15 protein-coding genes are annotated in these 17795 nt (G+C 71.9%); 6 read left to right on the top strand and 9 right to left on the bottom strand.

From position 1 onward, the window contains the following. Positions 1 to 38: 38 nt before the first annotated feature. The 3 genes from ACGFIB_RS07365 to ACGFIB_RS07355 all read right to left on the bottom strand — a co-directional run bounded on the left by ACGFIB_RS07365 (position 39) and on the right by ACGFIB_RS07355 (position 2114). A complete protein-coding gene (locus tag ACGFIB_RS07365) occupies positions 39 to 878 on the bottom strand; it encodes a CDP-alcohol phosphatidyltransferase family protein (RefSeq protein ID WP_357241499.1) in 840 nt (279 codons plus the stop codon). A 113-nt stretch (positions 879 to 991) separates the two neighbouring features. Continuing rightward, positions 992 to 1117 carry a hypothetical protein gene (locus ACGFIB_RS07360; RefSeq protein WP_393369266.1) on the bottom strand — a complete coding sequence of 42 codons (126 nt, stop codon included), beginning with the start codon at positions 1115 to 1117 and terminating at the stop codon, positions 992 to 994. Positions 1118 to 1601: 484 nt separating this feature from the next. Continuing rightward, positions 1602 to 2114, bottom strand: coding sequence for an SRPBCC domain-containing protein (locus ACGFIB_RS07355; protein ID WP_393369263.1), 513 nt, complete (start codon positions 2112 to 2114; stop codon positions 1602 to 1604). Between the two features lie 143 nt (positions 2115 to 2257). Here ACGFIB_RS07355 and ACGFIB_RS07350 point away from each other — a divergent pair, with 143 nt between their 5' ends. Then, positions 2258 to 2746 (top strand): DUF5946 family protein, encoded by a 489-nt coding sequence (locus tag ACGFIB_RS07350; protein ID WP_357258588.1) that lies wholly within the window; start codon positions 2258 to 2260, stop codon positions 2744 to 2746. Between the two features lie 103 nt (positions 2747 to 2849). Here ACGFIB_RS07350 and ACGFIB_RS07345 read toward each other — a convergent pair whose 3' ends face one another. Beyond that, positions 2850 to 3947, bottom strand: coding sequence for a L,D-transpeptidase (locus tag ACGFIB_RS07345; protein ID WP_393369261.1), 1098 nt, complete (start codon positions 3945 to 3947; stop codon positions 2850 to 2852). Positions 3948 to 4189: 242 nt separating this feature from the next. Here ACGFIB_RS07345 and ACGFIB_RS07340 point away from each other — a divergent pair, with 242 nt between their 5' ends. The 3 genes from ACGFIB_RS07340 to ACGFIB_RS07330 all read left to right on the top strand — a co-directional run bounded on the left by ACGFIB_RS07340 (position 4190) and on the right by ACGFIB_RS07330 (position 7115). Further along, positions 4190 to 4798, top strand: a complete 609-nt coding sequence (locus tag ACGFIB_RS07340; RefSeq protein ID WP_167748114.1) for a cupin domain-containing protein — start codon at positions 4190 to 4192, stop codon at positions 4796 to 4798. Positions 4799 to 4965: 167 nt separating this feature from the next. Next, positions 4966 to 6396 (top strand): aldehyde dehydrogenase family protein, encoded by a 1431-nt coding sequence (locus ACGFIB_RS07335; RefSeq protein WP_393369259.1) that lies wholly within the window; start codon positions 4966 to 4968, stop codon positions 6394 to 6396. 161 nt (positions 6397 to 6557) lie between these two features. Further along, on the top strand, positions 6558 to 7115 hold the full coding sequence (locus ACGFIB_RS07330; protein WP_393369256.1) for a hypothetical protein: 558 nt from the start codon (positions 6558 to 6560) through the stop codon (positions 7113 to 7115). Positions 7116 to 7118: 3 nt separating this feature from the next. Here ACGFIB_RS07330 and ACGFIB_RS07325 read toward each other — a convergent pair whose 3' ends face one another. The 4 genes from ACGFIB_RS07325 to ACGFIB_RS07310 all read right to left on the bottom strand — a co-directional run bounded on the left by ACGFIB_RS07325 (position 7119) and on the right by ACGFIB_RS07310 (position 14227). Further along, positions 7119 to 11531 carry a cation-translocating P-type ATPase gene (locus ACGFIB_RS07325; protein ID WP_357258600.1) on the bottom strand — a complete coding sequence of 1471 codons (4413 nt, stop codon included), beginning with the start codon at positions 11529 to 11531 and terminating at the stop codon, positions 7119 to 7121. Positions 11532 to 12013: 482 nt separating this feature from the next. Next, entirely contained in the window at positions 12014 to 12364 is a 351-nt protein-coding gene (locus ACGFIB_RS07320; protein WP_357241522.1) for an STAS domain-containing protein, read from the bottom strand. A 200-nt stretch (positions 12365 to 12564) separates the two neighbouring features. Further along, a complete protein-coding gene (locus ACGFIB_RS07315) occupies positions 12565 to 13422 on the bottom strand; it encodes an SAM-dependent methyltransferase (RefSeq protein ID WP_357241525.1) in 858 nt (285 codons plus the stop codon). Positions 13423 to 13723: 301 nt separating this feature from the next. Next, the gene (locus tag ACGFIB_RS07310; RefSeq protein ID WP_142567826.1) at positions 13724 to 14227 is read right to left on the bottom strand and encodes a VOC family protein; all 504 of its coding nucleotides are present in this window, start codon (positions 14225 to 14227) and stop codon (positions 13724 to 13726) included. A 195-nt stretch (positions 14228 to 14422) separates the two neighbouring features. Here ACGFIB_RS07310 and ACGFIB_RS07305 point away from each other — a divergent pair, with 195 nt between their 5' ends. Then, on the top strand, positions 14423 to 14635 hold the full coding sequence (locus tag ACGFIB_RS07305) for a hypothetical protein (protein ID WP_357241532.1): 213 nt from the start codon (positions 14423 to 14425) through the stop codon (positions 14633 to 14635). 139 nt (positions 14636 to 14774) lie between these two features. Here ACGFIB_RS07305 and ACGFIB_RS07300 read toward each other — a convergent pair whose 3' ends face one another. Beyond that, positions 14775 to 16301 (bottom strand): ROK family transcriptional regulator, encoded by a 1527-nt coding sequence (locus ACGFIB_RS07300; RefSeq protein WP_393369250.1) that lies wholly within the window; start codon positions 16299 to 16301, stop codon positions 14775 to 14777. Positions 16302 to 16623: 322 nt separating this feature from the next. Here ACGFIB_RS07300 and xylA point away from each other — a divergent pair, with 322 nt between their 5' ends. Continuing rightward, the gene (gene xylA, locus ACGFIB_RS07295) at positions 16624 to 17769 is read left to right on the top strand and encodes a xylose isomerase (RefSeq protein WP_191051108.1); all 1146 of its coding nucleotides are present in this window, start codon (positions 16624 to 16626) and stop codon (positions 17767 to 17769) included. Positions 17770 to 17795 lie beyond the last annotated feature (26 nt).

Below are 17795 nucleotides of genomic sequence, written 5' to 3'. Positions count from 1 at the left end.
GGCGGCACCTCTATCCGTGTGAGCAGCGGTGCGGACGCTCAACCGGCGGGCGTCCGGGAGGAGGACGCTTCGGCGGGCGAGCGGATCGCGGCCAGCGCGCGGTTCAGATCTCGCGACGACAGCAGAAGCTTGTACATGATGAGGGCCTCGAAGAGGAGCAGCAGGGCGGCCGCGCCGATCGTGACCGGGACGACCGCGCCGAGCAGCGGGCCGACGATGAACACCGCCATCTGGAACTCGATGCCGCTGACCAGGTGGGTGCGGATCCGGTGCTCGCGCAGCCACTCGCGCATACCGGGGTACCAGGAGAAGCGGCTGCGGAACTCCTGCTGCAGGTCCACGGTCTGCGTCAGGCGGACCCTGATCTCGTCGGGGTCGGCGTCGAGGTCCTCGCACAACAGGGACGCCGGCAGCGCGGCCGCACCGCCGGACACCGACTGTTCGTAGGTGTTCCGCAGCGTGCGGCGCATCTGACGCCGGACCTTCGCGATCTGCAGGGCGTCGACGTAGCGCAGCATGTCGAGGAACACCACGGCGATGCCGAGGAGCAGGTAGATCTCCTGCCCGGTCGCGCGGTACTGCCCCCACATGAGCGCGGCGGTGCAGGCCAGCACCCGGATCCGGTCGAATACGTAGTCGAGCCAGCCGCCGAGAATCGTCCCCGTTCCCTTGAGCCGGGCGATCTTCCCGTCCATGCAGTCGAGGACGAAGCTCACGTGGTAGATGGCGGCCCCGGCGACCAGCCACGACCACTCGGCCTGGAGGAAGCACCAGGCCGAGCCCAGGCCGAGCACGAAGGCGCCCCAGGTGATCTGGTTCGGGGTGATGGACGTGCGGTTGGCGGTCGTCACCACCAGCCGGCCCGCCAGGGGATCCACCAGGAAAACGGTCCACCAGGCGTCGCGCGCCTTATATGTCCGAGAGCGTACGTCATGAAGCGTGAACGTCATTTGGGGGCTTTCTCGATTGTGGGGGGATTTCAGGGGAAACGTCAGAAGTCGTCGTCCAGATCCTCCATCTCGTCCGCATCGTCATCCTGATCAAGGGCGTGCGCGTCGTCGCCCAGGTGCAGGTCGTTGTCGGTGTCGAGCAGCGTCGCCATTTGCTGGAGAAGCATCTTAAGCATGTCTTTGCCCTTTGACCGGCGTTTGTTTCGCTACTGCTCATCAAAGCATCGCCCGGCGTCGCCCGTCGACTTTTTCCACAGGCCCTCCAGGCATGCGGAATTCTCCAATTAAACCGAATTTCGGCTTTATTGGTATATCTGCTTCTTGTGGCTTGTTGTCCATCTCCCGCTGTGGGTCGAGCGCGTGGTGCTCGTTCGTCTGCCTGATCCGTGCCGTGCCACACGGCCCGGGTGAAGCGGTGCCGGGGAGGCGGCGGCGCGGCCATCAGCCGGGCGCGGGGCCATGTCGGAAGAGCGCGTCGAAGGCTGCGTCGAAGGCTGCGTCGAAGGCCGAGGCGCAGGCCGAGGCGGTGGGCGGGCAACCGCCGGAGCTCCCGGGCGAGCGGGCACTCGCGAGGCGTCCCTTCTGTGGGTCGTCACCTCTACTCCGCGGCAGGGCCCGGCTTGCTCCTCCGGCTCCGCGGGCCGGGGCCGCTCAGGCGGTCGCGCGGGCGAGATCCGAGAGCCACCGCTCGTGGTTGGCCCGGAGCATGGACTCCCGGTAGAAGAGCGGCAGCAGCGGACCGGCGAGCGACTCTTCCACGGTGATCCTCGTGCGTCCGCCCTCCAGCGGTTCCAGGACGTGCCGGTCCACCGCCCGATAGCGGCCGAGGAAGGTGCCCGTCCAGGTGAGTTCCCGCTGGGGGTCGACCACCGCGAACCGCGACCGCAGGGGCACGCCGTTCAGGCGCCACCGGAAGGGCGCGCCGGGGCGTACGTCGCCGAGTTCGAGGATCCGGATGCCGGAGGCCCATGACGGCCAGGCCCACAGGTCGGCCATGACCGTCCAGACCCGGTCCACGGGCGCGTCCACGACCAGCCGGGACGAGGAGGTCAGCTGGGCGTCGGGGTCGACGCGTCCCCGTGCCGCGTACTCGTCGTGCAGGACGGCCAGAGACGGACCTGAGTAGAGCAGCGACATGGACAGCTCCGGGAGACTAGTGCTCATTGACGAGAGCAATGCTCTCTTGTTCGTGAAGGGCATGTCAAGAGCAGTGCTCTCGTACGCGAGATTGTGGAGTTGGGGCCGTCGGCGGGGCCGGGAGGAAATGCCGTCGACACGGCTGTCGCCGGCTGCCTATGGTGCGGGCCATGACGGACAGCTCCCATGCGGGTCGGTGTGAGTGCGGCGCGGCCGCCGGTCCGCTGGGCGAGTGCGTGGACTACTACCACGCGATCCTGGCCGAAGAGCAGGCCGACCCTGAGATGTACAGGTGGCACACGGTCGTGGTCTGCGCCTATCTCCTGCAGCACCCCGCCCGGGCCCACGACAGGCACCTCGACGGTCAGTTCCGCATGCTGCAGCTCTACCTGGACAAGGGCCTCGACGCCCTGCTCCACGTGGCGGCACATCAGGTGGGGCGGAACAGGCGCGGGGCACGGCCGGGCTACGACATGGCCCCGCTCGCGGAGTACGCGCCACTTCCGCAGGGCGGATCCCCCGGGCCCTTCCGCGACGGCTTCTGCGGGTTGCCGTTCAGGGACGGCAGCCTCGTTTGCGACGGATATCCGGCGTACGGCCGGCGCATAGGGAGCATCGCGGCAGCGACCGTGGAGTCCTGGAGAGACCTCACGACCTGACGCCCGATCTCCCGGCCGTCAAGAACGGCGCCGGAAAGCACGCGGCGCTCCCGCTCCCCCGCCGTGTGGGCGGGGGACGGGAGCGCCGTGTGGAGCGGCGGGCCTATCCCTGCAGACCGGCCTGGGCGGCGGACGGGGAGGCCGAGGGTGAGGCCGCAGCCGAGGCCGACGCCGCGCCGGCGGGCAGCGCGCTGCCGCGCTTCCACTGGGTCCAGTTCAGCTGCCAGTAGCTCCAGCCGTTGCGCCAGTCGAGCTTGCGCTTGGTGCCGGTGACCTGGATGACGTCACCGCGCTGGCTGATGCCGTAGAACCACTTGGCCCCCGCGGGGGTGGCGCGCACGCAGCCGTGGCTCTGGTTCGACTTGCCGAGGAACTGGTAGTCGCCCGCGCTCTGGTGGACGTACTCGCCGCTGTCGGAGATCCGGACCGCCCAGGGGATCTCCAGCTTGTAGTAGAGCGGGTCCTTGGGGTCGGTGACGCCGAGCCAGGACGAGGTCATCGTCTCGACCCGCTTCTTGCCCATCGCGAGGTGCACGCCGGTGGTCGTGAGATAGACGTCGACGCCGTTGCGGGGCAGGCCGCCGCGGCCCGCGCTGATGGGGATGGTCTTGGCGAGCTTCCCGTCGCGGCGCACCTTCATCACGTGCCTCTTGGTGTCGACCACCGAGATGTTGGCGGTGCCGACGGCGAAGCGGCGCGAGACGTCCTTGGCGGCCTCGTTGCCGGGAATCAGGCTCAGCCTCGCGGTGAACAGGACCTTCTGGTGCGGCTTCCAGTAGGTCTTGGTGCGGTAGACGACCTTGCGGTCGGAGACCCAGCGCCATGCGCCCTCGACGGGCTTTTGCGCCTGGACCTGCAGCACCGCTTCCGCGGCCGCCCTGTCGCGCACGGCGCGGTCGAAGGTGACGATGATCGGGAAGCCGACGCCGACCCGCTCGACCTTCTCGCCCATGGGCGTGATGTCGGCGATGCCGAGCTTCGGCTTTTCCGCCTTGCGTGCCGTCTGGGACGCCGCGCGCGGGGCGAGTGCCGCCGCCGCCTTCGCGTCCGAGGCCTGAGTGGCCGGAGCCTGAGTGGACGTACCGGCCGCACCAGTGACTGATGCGGCGGGAGCGGTTGTGCCTCCCGCCGAGCAGGCCGTAGCGACGGCGATGGCGGCAACAGTCAGTGTGACGTGGGCCGCCCGCCGGAGGGTATTCACGGTCTACTCCTCATTGGGGGTTTCACAGGGATTTGCACTGACTTGGAACGTGTGAAACCACTGTTTTGTGCGGCCGATTTCGTAACGATCAAGTAACGCCGCCGTGGGCGGCGACGGGTCGTTCGCGGCCTCCCGGGCCGTCGTGATCGGCACGGCGCGCTGCCTAGACGTGCGCCGGCGGCCCTTCCGGTCAGGCGCGGACCCGCCGGCCGCCCTGCCGTACGATCGGCCGCGTGCTGCTGATGACGCTGGACGCCTACCCCGGCGGCCCCGGGCTGTCCGCCCGCGACGACGAGGAGGCGCTGCGGGTCGCCGCCGCGACCTTCCCCGGCACGGATCCCGTCGTGGCGGTGGACGAGGACGACCCGGGCGCGCCCCTCCGCTTCCTGCGCCGGGACGTCTCCGGAGCGTTCGTGGCGATCCAGGCGCGTCCTCCGATCGCCGAGGCTCTCGGCCTGCTGCCCCACCCCGAGGGCGGGTGGTATCGCGAGACGTGGCGCGCGGCGGTCTCCGTCGAGCCGCCCGGGTACGGCGGCGCGCGGGCGACCGCGACGGGCATCTACTTCCTGCTGGAGCCGGGTGAGGAGTCGGTCTGGCACGCCGTGCGGTCCGACGAGGTGTGGCTGTGGCATCGGGGCGGTCCGCTGACGCTCGTGCTCGGCGGCGCGGGCGAGCGACCCGGCCGTGAGCACGTCGTCGTCCTGGGGCCGGACGTGGAGAACGGACAGGTTCCGCAGGCGGTGGTGCCGGCGGGCACCTGGCAGGCGGCCCGTCCGGCGGGGGCCGAGGGCGTGCTGGTGAGCTGCGTCGTGTCACCCGGCTTCGACTTCGCCGACTTCACCGCTCTCTGAGGGGCACCGCGGCGCCCGGCCCGTCGCACGTGTGCCCGGCCCGTCGCGCGTGTGCCCGGCCGTCGCATCCGAGAAGTCGGAGAAGCCGGGTGATAACCGTACGTGCGGGGGGGTAGCGAGCACGGGTGGAGCGAGCACGGCGGCGTGAGCAACGGGAGGAGATCGGGGTGCGGGACAGGGATCGCTGGGTGTTGACCGACGGCGCGTGGACGGCGAGCGCGAGCGAGCGGCACCGCACGGTCGCCGACCCGGCGACCGGGGAGCCGGTGGGCGACTTCCCCGCCGGGTGCGCCGAGGACGTGGAGCGGGCGGTCGACTCGGCCCGCCGCGCCCAGCCCGGCTGGGCCCGTACGGCTCCCGCCGAGCGGGCCGCGTGCCTGCACCGGATGGCCGAGCGGATCGAGGCCCGCGCGGACGAGCTGGCCGAGCTGGTGACCGGGGAGATGGGCAAGCCGATCGGCGACAGCCGCGGCGGCGTGGCGGCGGGGATCGGCACGCTCCGGCAGTACGCCGAGCTGGGGCCGCTGCACCGGGGACGGAGCCTGCAGGGCGGCTGGGACGCCACCGACCTGATGGTCCACGAGCCGCGCGGCGTGGTCGCGGTGATCACGCCGTGGAACGACCCGGTGGCCATCGCCTGCGGGCTCGTCGGCGCGGCGGTGGTGACCGGCAACACGGTCGTGCACAAGCCGTCGGAGCGCACGCCGCACACCGGGGCGCTGCTCGCCGAGCTGATGGCGGCGGAGCTGCCGCCGGGGGTGCTGACCATGGTGCCGGGCGACCGGCACGCGGGCGAGGCACTGGCCGCGCACCCGGGCGTCGATCTCGTCGCGCACGTCGGCTCGACCGCCGCGGGCCGGGCCATCGCCGCCGTGGCCGCGCGCACCGGCGCCGCGACCCTGTTGGAGAACGGCGGCAAGGACCCGCTGATCGTGGACACGGGTGTGGACGTGAAGTGGGCCGCGGGGCAGGCGGCGACCGGCTGCTTCGCCAACGCCGGGCAGATCTGCACCTCCGCCGAGCGGATCTACGTCCACCGCGACGTCGCCGAGGAGTTCCTCGCCGCGCTCGTGCAGCGGGCCGAGGAGCTGCGCGTGGGGCCCGGCAGGGACGAGGAGACGGCGCTCGGGCCGCTCGTCGACCGGGCCCAGCGCGACGTCGTGGACCGGCACGTACGCGGCGCGATCGAGGCGGGGGCGCGGCTGCTGACCGGCGGATACGTGCCCGAGGGGCCGGGGGCGTTCTACCCGCCGACCGTCCTGGCCGACTGCACCGAGAACATGGACGTCATGCGCGAGGAGACGTTCGGTCCTGTGGGGGCGGTGCGGGTGGTCGAGTCGTTCGACGAGGCGCTGGAGCTGGCCCGCGAGTCGCGATACGGCCTGGCGGCCACCGTCCTCACCCCGTCGATGGCCAACGCCCAGCGGGCCTGGCGCGAGCTGCCGGTGGGCACAGTGAAGATCAACGCAGTCTTCGGCGGAGCGCCCGGCGGCGCGGCCCAGCCGCTCCGCGCCAGCGGGCACGGTTTCGGGTACGGCCCCGAGCTGCTCGACGAGATGACCCACACCAAGGTCGTCCACCTGAGCCCGCTCCCCTGAGTCGACCACTGGGGCCGATCACCGGGGCTGATCATCGGGGCTGGCTGCAAAGAGATTCCGAGCTTTGACCCGACACTGAGCGCGGGGCGTGCGATCGGCGTGAGCGTGCTGCCTACCGTCTTCCTCATACGATGCACGATCCGTGACCTCGGGGGAGACTCATGATCATCTGCTCGGCCGCCGCCGCCCTCGCCGCGACCCTGATCGCCGGACCGGTCGCGTCCGCGGACCCCACGCCGTCCGCGGGCGCGTCCACGGGCGGCGCGACGACGATCGCGGCGCCGCTCGACACGGCGGTCTACGACCCCTACTACGGCCCTTCCGGCCCTGACAACGCCCCCGGATACGGCCCCGGCGTCGGCCCCGGCAACGGCCCGGGATACGCGCCCGTGGCCATGCCCGTCGCCGCCGGCCCCGCTCCTCTCATCGGGCAGGCCGGTGAGCCGAAGCAGGCCGTCTATCACACGAAGGGCAAGGACGGCGTGCGGAAAGACGTGTTCATCGTCCCGATCCCCGACGACCCCTCCAAGCCGATCACGTTGCCCGACTTCGGTTTCCAGAAGTTCCAGGTGGCGGGGAAGCCTCGTGCCCACACCCCGCGTGCCCACACCCCCCGCGCGCACAAGTCCCACAACCGGGCCGCGCGGCAGCACCGCACCGCCCAGGGAGGGGCGAAGAAGCACCGCCACGGCGGCAAGGGCCTGCGCCGCCACCGCTGACGATCAGGCCGGGACGGGCAGGCGGGCCCTGGTCCTGCGGCGCTCGGCCTCGGCGCGGGTCGCCGCCTCCCTGACCGGGCGCTGCACGAGCACTCCCACGAGCGTGGCGGCGGCCGCGCTGCCCAGCGCGATGACCCAGCCCGCCGGGCCGAGCGGCCGGCATCCGAAGACGGCGCTGACTCCCGGCACCGTGACGATGAGCCACAGGACGGCCAGCGACGACAGCGACGCGAGCACGACGATCTTGTCCCGGCCGCCGCCCGCGAGCGTCTGCAGGAGCTGCGCGGACACGAGCGCCACCAGACCGATGGTGTTCGCGCGCCCGCGGGTGCCGGTCATGCGTCCCAGGATCCACGCGGCCGTCGCCGCCGCCGTCGTGACCGCCGCGCGCAGGTAGATGTCGCGGGTCAGCGACTCGCCCAGCGATGCCTCGGGGCCTTCGGCGAGCAGCTTGTCGGGATCGGTCGAGGCGGGCGGCCGTACGGCGACCGCCATGGCCGGCACCATGTCGGTGAGAAGGTTGACCAGCAGGAGCTGCCGGGCGTTGAGCGCGCTCCCGCCGGCCAGCAGGTTGGACCCCACGGTGAACGCGATCTCGCCGATGTTGCCGCCGAGGAGGATGCTCAGCGCGTCGCGCACCGAGCTCCACATCGCCCTGCCCTCGACGATGGCGTCCACGATCGTCTCGATGCGGTCGTCGGTGACGACGAGGTCGGCGGCGGACCGCGCGGCGGGCGTGGCGCGGGATCCCAGGGCGATCCCGACGTCGGCGGTGCGGATGGCGGGCGCGTCGTTGGCGCCGTCGCCCGTGACGGCGACGACCTCCCCCGCGCGGCGCAGGCACGTGACGATCCTGGCCTTGTGCGCGGGCGTGGTGCGGGCGAAGACCGCCACGTCGGGCAGGATCTTGGTCAGCGTCTCGTCGTCGAGCTCGTCCAGCTCGGGGCCGGTCATGACGCGCTGGCTGTTCAGCGCGTTGAGCTCGACCGCGATCGCCTCGGCGGTGCTGGGGTGGTCGCCGGTGACCATGACGATCCGCACCCCGGCCCGCATGAGGCGCCCGACGCTCTCCGCGGCCGTCGGCCTGACCGGGTCGGCCAGGCCGAGGAAGCCGAGGAAGCACAGCTCGTCGATGCGCGACTCGTCGAGGTCGCTCCGGTCGGAGGCGGGCCGCTGCGCGACGGCGAGCACGCGGTAGCCCTGCCGGGCCAGCCGCTCCACCTCGCCCTCCAGCTCCCTGCGTACGGTCTCGTCGCAGACGATCGACCCGTTGTCGCCGTGCATGGTGGTGCAGTGGGTGAGCACGATCTCGGGGGCGCCCTTCACGCTGAGCAGGTGCCCGTGCTCGGTGCGGCCGAGGACGGCGTGGTAACCCCGGGCCGGCTCGAACGGCATCTCGTCCACGCGTTCCCAGCTACCGAACCCCTCGCTGGACGTGACGTTCAGCCGGTGCGCGCCGTCCAGGACGGCGCGGTCGGTCGGGTGGGCGATCACCCGTCCCCCGCCGGACTTGGGGCTGGCCCGGACGGCCGCCGCGAGGACACGTCGCAGCCCGGCGTCCGCCTCCTCGACGGGACGGCCCGCCCGCCCGTCCGACAGGTGCCGCAGGCTGATGCGCCCCTCGGTCAGCGTGCCCGTCTTGTCGAAGCACAGCACGTTGACGCGGCCCAGGGCCTCGATGGTGGACGGGTTGCGTACCAGTGCGGCGCGCTTGGACAGCCGTCGTGCGGCGGCCAGCTCCGCCACGGTGGCGACGAACGGGAGCCCCTCGGGAACGGCGGCGACCGTCAGGCTGACGGCGGGTGTGAGCGCGGCTGCCAGCGGCCGTCCGCGCAGGAGGTCGGTGAGGAGCAGCGCGACACCCGAGGCGATCGACAGCGGCAGGATGCGCCGGCTCAGCTCCCGCAGGCGCAGCTCGACACCCGTGGGCGGGCCCGGCTCGCCCGCGAGCCTGGCGCTGCGCCCCGACTCGGTCATGTCCCCGGTCGCGACGACCACCGCCCGGCCGCTGCCCGCCGCGATCGACGTCCCCTGGTAGACCATCGAACTGCGGTCGGCGATGGCCGCCGCCACGGTCGGCGCCGCCGTCTTGGCGACGAGCTGGGACTCGCCGGTGAGCGTGGACTCGTCCGCCTCCAGTCCCACGGCCTTGACGACGCGGGCGTCCGCGGGCACGGCGTCCCCCGCGCGCAGCTCGATGACGTCGCCGGGCGCGAGCTCGGCCTTCGTCGTCTCGACGACGCCCCCGGGGCGGCGCAGCCGTACGAGGACCTCGGTGGACTCGGTCAGGCGGTGCAGCGCGCGGTCGGCCTTGAACCGCTGCACGCCGCCGAGGAACGCGTTGATGACCATGACACCGCTGATCAGCACGGCGTCGAGGGCCGAGCCGACGAGGGCCGAGATGCCCGCGCCGGTGGCGAGGGCGGGCGTGAGCGGGTTGGCCAGCTCCTCCATCGTGGCGCGGGCCAGCGACTGCGGTCCCTCCGCCTCCTCGGGCGCGGCCTCCGCGCGGCGTCTGCCCGCCTCCTCCTCGGCGATGCCCTCGGAGGAGGAACGGAGCCGGGAGAGCACCTCACGCGCGGACATGGCGTGCCACGGGGTGGTGTCGGCGCGCGGCGGGGTGGGGACGCGGCCGGCGTTCTGCCCGGCCCACTCGCCCAGCGCGATGGCGCCCAGCGAGACGGCGGCGCCGGCGAGCTGCGCCCGGCGCAGGGCGGTGGCGGCCGGGCCCGCGATCGCCAGCAGGGTGCCGACGCACGCGCCGGCCGCGCCGAGCCGTACGGCGTTCGCGCTGTTGCCGCGCGCCCGGGGCAGGCAGCGCAGGAACAAGTGGACGCCGGGCAGCTCGCCGGCGATGTCGGCGTCCCACGGCACCATGCATCCGGGCTCGGCGGCCGCGGGATCGATCACCCCGAGGCCGATGTCGGCCTGGGCGAGCGATCGCCAGGCGCCCCTGGACACGACGACCACGCAGTGGCCCGCCGCCTGCAGGTCGTGCACGTGCCCGGCGAGCTCGGGGCCTCCCGGCAGCGTGCGGCCGATCGCGAGGCGCTGCGCCAGGCCCTCGTAGCCGCTCTCGTCGCCGCCCGCGAGCAGGACCGTGCCGGCCGCCTTGGCGGCGCCGACGACCGGTACGGCCAGGGCGTCGATCTCCGGGGCGAGACCGGCGACGGCGACCCGGACGCCGTCCCTGGACACCTCCACCGCGCGCAGTCCGCGTGACCGCCAGAGGCCGGCGTCCGGCAGCTGGGGATCGGGGTCCGGCAGCGGGCGGACCGACCAGCCCTCCACGGTCCCGGTGCGGCCGGGGTCGGAGAAGTCGATGAGGGAGTAGAGCCGGGAGTACAGCTCGTCGGTGTCCTCCCCCTCACGCAGCGGCTCGACCCGGTCGATCGTCCACGAGCCGGTCGTCAGCGCGTCGGCGTGCAGGACGACGGTGTCGACGCGGTCCATCGTGCGCAGGCAGCCGGCGTCGAGGACGACCGTGTCGTGCCTGCCGAGCGCGCGGGTGATCGCGCCCGCGAACGCCTCCCGGCTGAGGTCGGCGGCCCTCGGGGTGGTGGAGACGAGGATGGACACGGCCCGTTCGCCCCGGGTGAGCACCCGTGTCACCGCGTACGCGGCGGCGCTGATCGGGGCGACCACGTCGGCGTAGCGCTCGATCGGCCCGTGCGGCAGAGGGGCCGGCCGCCGCCGGGCCTCGGCCCTGATGTGGTGGTACGCCCCCGGACGCGTGGCCAGCCGCTCCTCCAGGCTCTCCCATGCGTGCCGGCTGGTCCTGGTCTCGATGTAGCGGCCCACGTTCGCGACGGCCTGCACGAACAGCGCGGTGGGGCGGAGCGTGAGGGTCTGGGTGACGAGGTTGGCGGTGGTGAACAGGGCCTCGGCGGGGCGGCGCCCCAGCCGGCGGTCGAACTGCTCGCGGATCGCCGGCGTGCCGTTGGCCAGTTGCAGCAACGCGGGCACGACCGCCGGGAGCTGAGGGGCCCGGATCGCCTTGCCCAGGAAGATGAGCCCGAGTCCGGTGACGCCGGCCGTCAGCCGCACGGTCGCCAGCAGATGCTCCTCCACGAGGCGGACGGGGCTCTCGTGGGCGTGCTCCTCCTGCTCGTCCAGCTCGGTGGTGACGGCCAGCAGCTTGTCCTGATCGACCCGGTCGGGGGCGCAGGCGACGAAGACCGCGGAGATGCGGCCGTTGACCTCCGCCCGCTCGACGCCGGGGATGCTCTCCAGCCGCTCCTCCAGCAGGCCGGCCGCCGCCTCGGAGCCGGGCCGGCCGATCCCGCGCAGGTTGATGTGCAGCCCGCCGGGGCAGGCGCGCACCTCGCGAGGGCAAGGAACCAGATCTCGGAACGGCTCGGGCAGCACGCCGCGCAGCAGGGCCGCGGACGTCGTGAGCAATCGGTTCAGGAACATTCGGCTCTCCAGCAGACGGGAGCCCGGACGCTGGGTCCGGGCCGGAGCAGGCGGCCGCACCGGCTGATCAGCCGGTGGGGCCGGTTCGCCTTGTCACCGCGGCGCGAGCGCGCGGCGGCGGCTGCGCCATGTCGGCGGATGGCCGCCGGCATGGGTGGCGGGCTGCCGGAGTGCCCGGAAATACCTCATCACCCCTCCTCGCGAGAGTCGGGGGGAACTCACGGATGAACTTCGCCTGAACCCGTGCGAAGGCCCAGGCGCTGGTCATAACGGTCGTACGACCGTCTTCCGATACCTTTCCTCCATCCGGAGCACGAGAAACGCGCGAGCGCGATAAACGCCGGAAGGCGCCGGAGCGCGAGGAACGCCGGGGGGTGTCAGAGACCCGGGTGGTGAGAGACGCGGGGGGTGTCAGAGACGCCGAGGGGTGTCGGAGACGCGCCGCCCGCGACAGGCGCGTCGGGGCGCGTGGGGCCGCTAGGTCACCCGATGGTGAAGGCGGGCCAGTCGAGCATGCCGAGCAGCCTGCGCAGGCCGGGCCTGCTGTTGTGCACCCGGATCGGCCGGCCCAGGGGGGTGTCGGACAGCAGGGCCAGGGCGCGCAGGCCGTAGAGGTCGATGAACTGAAGCTCGGAAACGTCCACGGTTCCGGTCCCCGGCCTCACCCACTCCTTGTGCAGGGCGTCGGCGATCGCGTCGCCGTTGGTGAGATCGATCTGCCCGATCAGCTGTACGGAGCCGTTCCCGGAGGCGCGTACGACCAGTTGCTTGTCGAGGTAGAGCAAGGTCTTGTTGTCCGGAGGCGATGCGAACGACCCATTGACGGTCATCATGCCGGTGCCGCCTTCCTGTAGAGGGGCAACCACCTCCGAGCATCACCGTCACTACTCACCGATGTCAACCGTACGGCCGTCCGGATGGCCGTACGGCCGATGGTCGCTCCGCCGTCGCATGACCCGCTGCCTGCGACGAAGCCCCGCCGGCCGTACGGTTCCGCAGTGACGTAACTCACGTTTATGGCAGGAGGGAAACTTCAGGGTTTGTGCGCCACGCCGCCGACGAAGGTGTGGTAAGTGATGCCGGGCTCGAAGACCTCACCGGGGTCCGGCCTCCACTCGGGGAGCGGCACCAGGCCGGGTTCGAGGAGCGGCATGTCACCGAAGTAGGCCAGGATCTCCTCGCGGGTGCGCCACCGGCCCGTGCCCAGGTTCTCGTTGAACAGCTTCTCGGCCGAGGTCGCCTGCGCCGACACCTCGGGCATGTCCGGCCCGGGGTTGTGGAAGTGGGACAGCGCGAGGTAGCTACCGGAGGGCAGGGCCGCCCGGAAACGGGCGGCGATGGCCTCGGGCTCCTCGTGGTCGTTGAGGTGGTGGAGGATCCCGAACAGCAGCAGGGCCACGGGCTGCTCGTAGTCGATGAGCGCGGTGACCGCGGGGTTGGCGAGGATCGCCTCCGGGTCGCGGATGTCGGCCTCGACGACCGTGGTGCTGCCGTTCCTCGCCAGCAGCGCCCGGCCGTGCATCAGGACGATGGGGTCGTTGTCGACATAGACGACCCGGGATTCCGGGGCGACCTGCTGCGCGACCTCGTGCACGTTGCCCTGCGTGGGCAGGCCCGAGCCGATGTCGAGGAACTGCCTGATGCCCGCCTCGGCCGCCAGATGGCGGACCGCCCGCCGCAGGAACGCCCGGTTGGACTTGGCCGCGGCCGGGGCGTCGGGGGCGATGCGCAAGGCGGCCTGCGCCACGTGGCGGTCGACGGCGTAGTTGTCCTTGCCGCCGAGCATGAAGTCGTAGACCCGCGAAACGCTCGGTGTGTTCGTGTCGATCCTGGCGGCTGCCCGGTCGTGTCCGGCCGGGCCGTCGCCCGCGTGCTGGTCGTTGTCGGCCATGATCCGTCCTGTCCCTCGCCGTACCGGTTCAGATCATGATCATCGTATGGGTATCCGAGGGCCCAGAGAAGGATGTTTGCGCTAAATGGCGCGAACAGGCCGGTCAGCGGACGAGATCGGTCAACAGACGAGATCGGTCAGCGGGCGGGGCCGGTCAACGGACGAGATCGGTCGGCGGGCGAGACCGGTCAGAGAGCGAGACCGGTCAGCGGGCAAGGCCGGTCAGTGGGCGAGCCGGTCGGCGGGCGAGGCCGGCGCTCGTGGGCGGTCACGGGGAAGAGGGCCGCCCACGAGCGCAGGATCAGACGCTGACGCCGATCCCGCCGCGCGTCTCCGCGCCGTACCGCTCCAGTTCCTTCGCGAGGTCGAGCGGCTTGATCTGGGCACGCCCGTCGAGAATCTCGTCGGTGAGCAGGCCGGCGGGCACCAGCCAGGAGACCTCGAACTCCAGCCCGTCCGGGTCCTTCGCGTAGAGGGCCTTGGTGGTGGAGTGGTCGGACGCGCCGACCAGGGCGTTCATCTCCGTCAGCCTGGTCGCGATCCGGTCGAGCTCGGCGAGCGTGTCGACCTCCCAGGCGAGGTGGTAGAGGCCGACCGTCGCACGCCCGGCGGACGAGGGCCCCGCCTGCGCCCCGATCTGGAACAGCCCGAGGTCGTGGTCGTTCGAGGAGCCCTCGGCCTGCAGGAACGCCGCCCCCGGGAACGCCTGCACGACGCGGAACCCGAGGGCCTCCTGGTAGAAGGCCACGCTGCGAGAGACGTCCCGCACGTACAGCACGGCGTGGTTGAGTCGCTGGACCGGCATGGTGCCTCCTGGAAACTTGAACTCTCAAGTAATTGTACCTCGGTGGGTTTCCCGGAAACTGTCGGTGGCAGGTCGTACCGTGTCCACGGGCCGCCGTCAGGGGTGGCGCAGCCCGCCCACCGGCGCATCGCACGGCGCCGGACGTGGGCGGTCCGGCGAGGGGGGCCGGCGACGAGGCCGGCGGAGGGGGACGTCATGATCGTGGACAGGGCGACGCGGGAGCACGAGAACAACCTGGTCCTGTTCCGGGTGGTGCACGAGGTCGCGGTCCGTCATGCGGGCGCGCCCTACCACCAGGTGATCGCGGCGCTGACCGCCTGTCTGCCCGGCGCGCCCCGGCTGGCCGCCGACGAGCTGCGGCGCATCGCCGAGGAGATCAGCCTCGGCCGCGACCCCTCCGGCCTGTGAGCCGCTGAGCGCCTGAGCGTGACCGTCCCCGCCTCTTGGGGCGGCACGCGGTGGAAGCGGAGCGGGTCACTGCCGATTCCCTGCGCCGGTCTGTGCCGGTCCGGTCCGCGCTGGTCCGCGCAGGGGGGCTCGCGTCGCGTCAGCTGTGCAGGAGGGCGGCGGGGTCGGCCATGACCTGCTCGATCACCTGGCCGGCCGCGCCGAGGGCGGCCGCCTCGGCGCCGAGCCGTGACACGACCACGGGCGGCACGGCGCCGCGCATCTGACCGAGGCGGGCCTTCATCGTGTCGGTGACCATGTGACCGATCCAGGGGAAAAGTGGCGCGTAGATCCCGCCGAGGACGATCGCGTCGGGATCGACGAGGTTGACCGCCGACGACAGGGCCACACCGAGCGCCCAGGCCGCCCGCTCACAGGCGGCTCGTGCCTTCTCGTCGCCCTCCCGGAGTCGGGACAGCATCCACGACACGCCCTGCTGCGCGGGCAGGAGCATTTCGAGCGGGATCGTCGCGCTCACGGCTCCGGGCGTCTCGGCCGGTTTCTCCTGCGCGGCTCCGGGCGTCTCGGCCGGCCTCTTGTGGATGGCGCCGGGGGTTTCGGCCATCTTCTCCTGCGCGGCCCCGGGGGTTTCGGGTGCGTCTTTCTGCCCGGCCACGGGCGTCTCGGCCGGTCTCCTGTGCGTGGCTCCGGCCTGTGTTGCTCCGGCCTGCGTTGCTCCGGCCTGTGTGGCTCCGGAACTTCCGGGCGTCTTCTCCTGCGCGGCCACGGGCGTCTCGGCCGCGTCCTTCTGCGGTATCCCGGCTGACACATACCTGGACGTCGGAGGCGTATCGGCGGCGCGGCGGTCCAGGGCGGCGCGGCGGAACGGCGCGGCGCGGGCGGCGGTCAGGAGGGCGTCCTGGCCGGCGTACTGTTCGAGGCAGCCCCGCCCGCCGCAGCGGCACGGCGGGCCGGCGGGAGAGACGACGACGTGCCCGAGCTCCCCGGCGAAGCCGTGCGCACCCCGGAAGAGCCGGCCGCGGACCACGAGGCCCGCACCGATTCCGATCTCTCCTGAAACGTGCAGGAAGTCGGGCAGTCCGGACCCGAACCACAGCTCGCCGAGCGCGGCCAGGTTGGCCTCGTTCTCCACCCGTACGGGGAAGGGGAAGCGCAGAAGCGACGCCAGTGGCACGTCGCGCCAGCCGAGGTTGGGGGCGTTGTGGACGACCCCGCTGGTCATGTCCACGGGGCCGGGCACGGCCAGCACGCCGCCGACCACCCGCAGGCCCTTCTCCACAGCTTCATCCACAACCGCGGCGGCCAAATCCCCAAGTTGTGCGATCACATCCACAGGTGGCGCGGCCCGGTTGTCCACAGCCTGTGTACGGCGCAGCCGCACCGTCCGGGCGAGGTCGACCACGCACACCGCGAGGTAGTCGACGTTGATCTCCAGCCCGAGGGCGGCGACGTGCTGCCCGCTGATCCGGATCTCGACCCCGGGCCTGCCGCGCTCGCCGTCCCGGACCGCGCCGGTCTCCACCACGAGCCCGCCCTCGATGAGGTCGCCGACGAGCTTGGACACGGTCGTCTTGGTCAGGCCGGTCATCTCGGCGAGGGCGGCCCGGGTCACCGATCCCCGGGCGCCGACCGCGCCGAGGACGAGCGCCAGATTCCGTGCACGCATCGCGTCATGCCGCAGGGCCTGCGTCATGGCACCCCCCGCGCGAGTCCCGCCGCACGCCGAACGGCCCACGTCATCCGCACCTCCACACGCCAGCCACGTCACGCCGTACGGGCTGCGTCGTCACATCCTCCACACACCGGCCGCGTCACGCGTACGGGCTTGGTCATCACATCCTCCACACGCCCGGCCGGGTCGCGCCGTACGGGCTTGGTCATCACATCTTCCACTGCCGCGTGTCGAGAATACGGACACACCCTCTTGACCCTGCGGCTCATCACGTCAGATATTTAGTCCACAACGTAGACTAATTCGGAGGCGATTCATGTACACCCCCACTCCCGAGGACCGCTTCACGTTCGGGCTGTGGACCGTCGGCTGGCAGGCGCGCGACCAGTTCGGCGACGCGTCCCGGGCCCCGCTGGACCCGGTCGAGAGCGTCCACCGCCTGGCCGAGCTCGGCGCGTACGGTGTGACCTTCCACGACGACGACCTCCTCGCGGTGGAGTCGGATCGCGCCAAGGCGATCGAGAGGTTCAAGAAGGCGCTGGCCGACACCGGTATGAAGGTGCCGATGGCCACCACCAACCTGTTCACCCACCCGGTCTTCAAGGACGGCGGGTTCACCAGCAACGACCGCGAGGTCCGCCGCTACGCCCTGCGCAAGGTCATCCACAACATCGACCTCGCCGCCGAGCTGGGCGCGAAGACGTACGTGTGCTGGGGTGGCCGTGAGGGCGCCGAGTCCGAGGCCGCCAAGGACGTGCGGGTCGCGCTCGACCGTTACAAGGAGGGCTTCGACCTCCTGTGCCAGTACGTGATCGACAAGGGCTACGACATCCGCTTCGCCGTCGAGCCCAAGCCGAACGAGCCGCGCGGCGACATCCTGCTGCCGACGATCGGGCACGCCCTGGCGTTCATCAACTCGCTGGAGCACCCCGAGATGGTGGGCCTCAACCCCGAGACCGGCCACGAGCAGATGGCCGGGATGAACTTCGTCCACGGCATCGCCCAGGCGCTGTGGCACGGCAAGCTGTTCCACATCGACCTCAACGGCCAGCACGGCCCGCGGTTCGACCAGGACCTCATCTTCGGCCACGGTGACGTCAAGAACGCGTTCTTCCTCGTCGACCTGCTGGAGAACGGCGGCTACGAGGGCCCGCGCCACTTCGACTACAAGCCGCTGCGCACCGAGGACAAGGAGGACGTCTGGGACTCGGCCGCGGCCAACATGCGGACCTACCTCATCCTCAAGGAGAAGTCGAAGGCCTACCGCGCCGACCCCGAGGTGCAGGAGGCGCTCGAGGCCAGCAAGTGCAACGAGCTGGCCCAGCCGACCCTCGCCGCCGGCGAGACCTACGAGGACATCCTCGCCGAGTCGATCGACGTGGACGCGGTGGCCGCCCGCGGCTTCCACTTCACCCGGCTCAACCAGCTCGCGCTGGAGCACCTCTTCGGCGTGCGCGGCTGACCGGTAAGACGAGAGCGGAGGGACGA

This window comes from Microbispora bryophytorum, from assembly GCF_043197435.1.
Taxonomy (GTDB): Bacteria; Actinomycetota; Actinomycetes; order Streptosporangiales; family Streptosporangiaceae; genus Microbispora; species Microbispora bryophytorum.
Note: the sequence above shows the minus strand (reverse complement) of the source record. Positions and strands in the feature narration are given on the sequence as shown.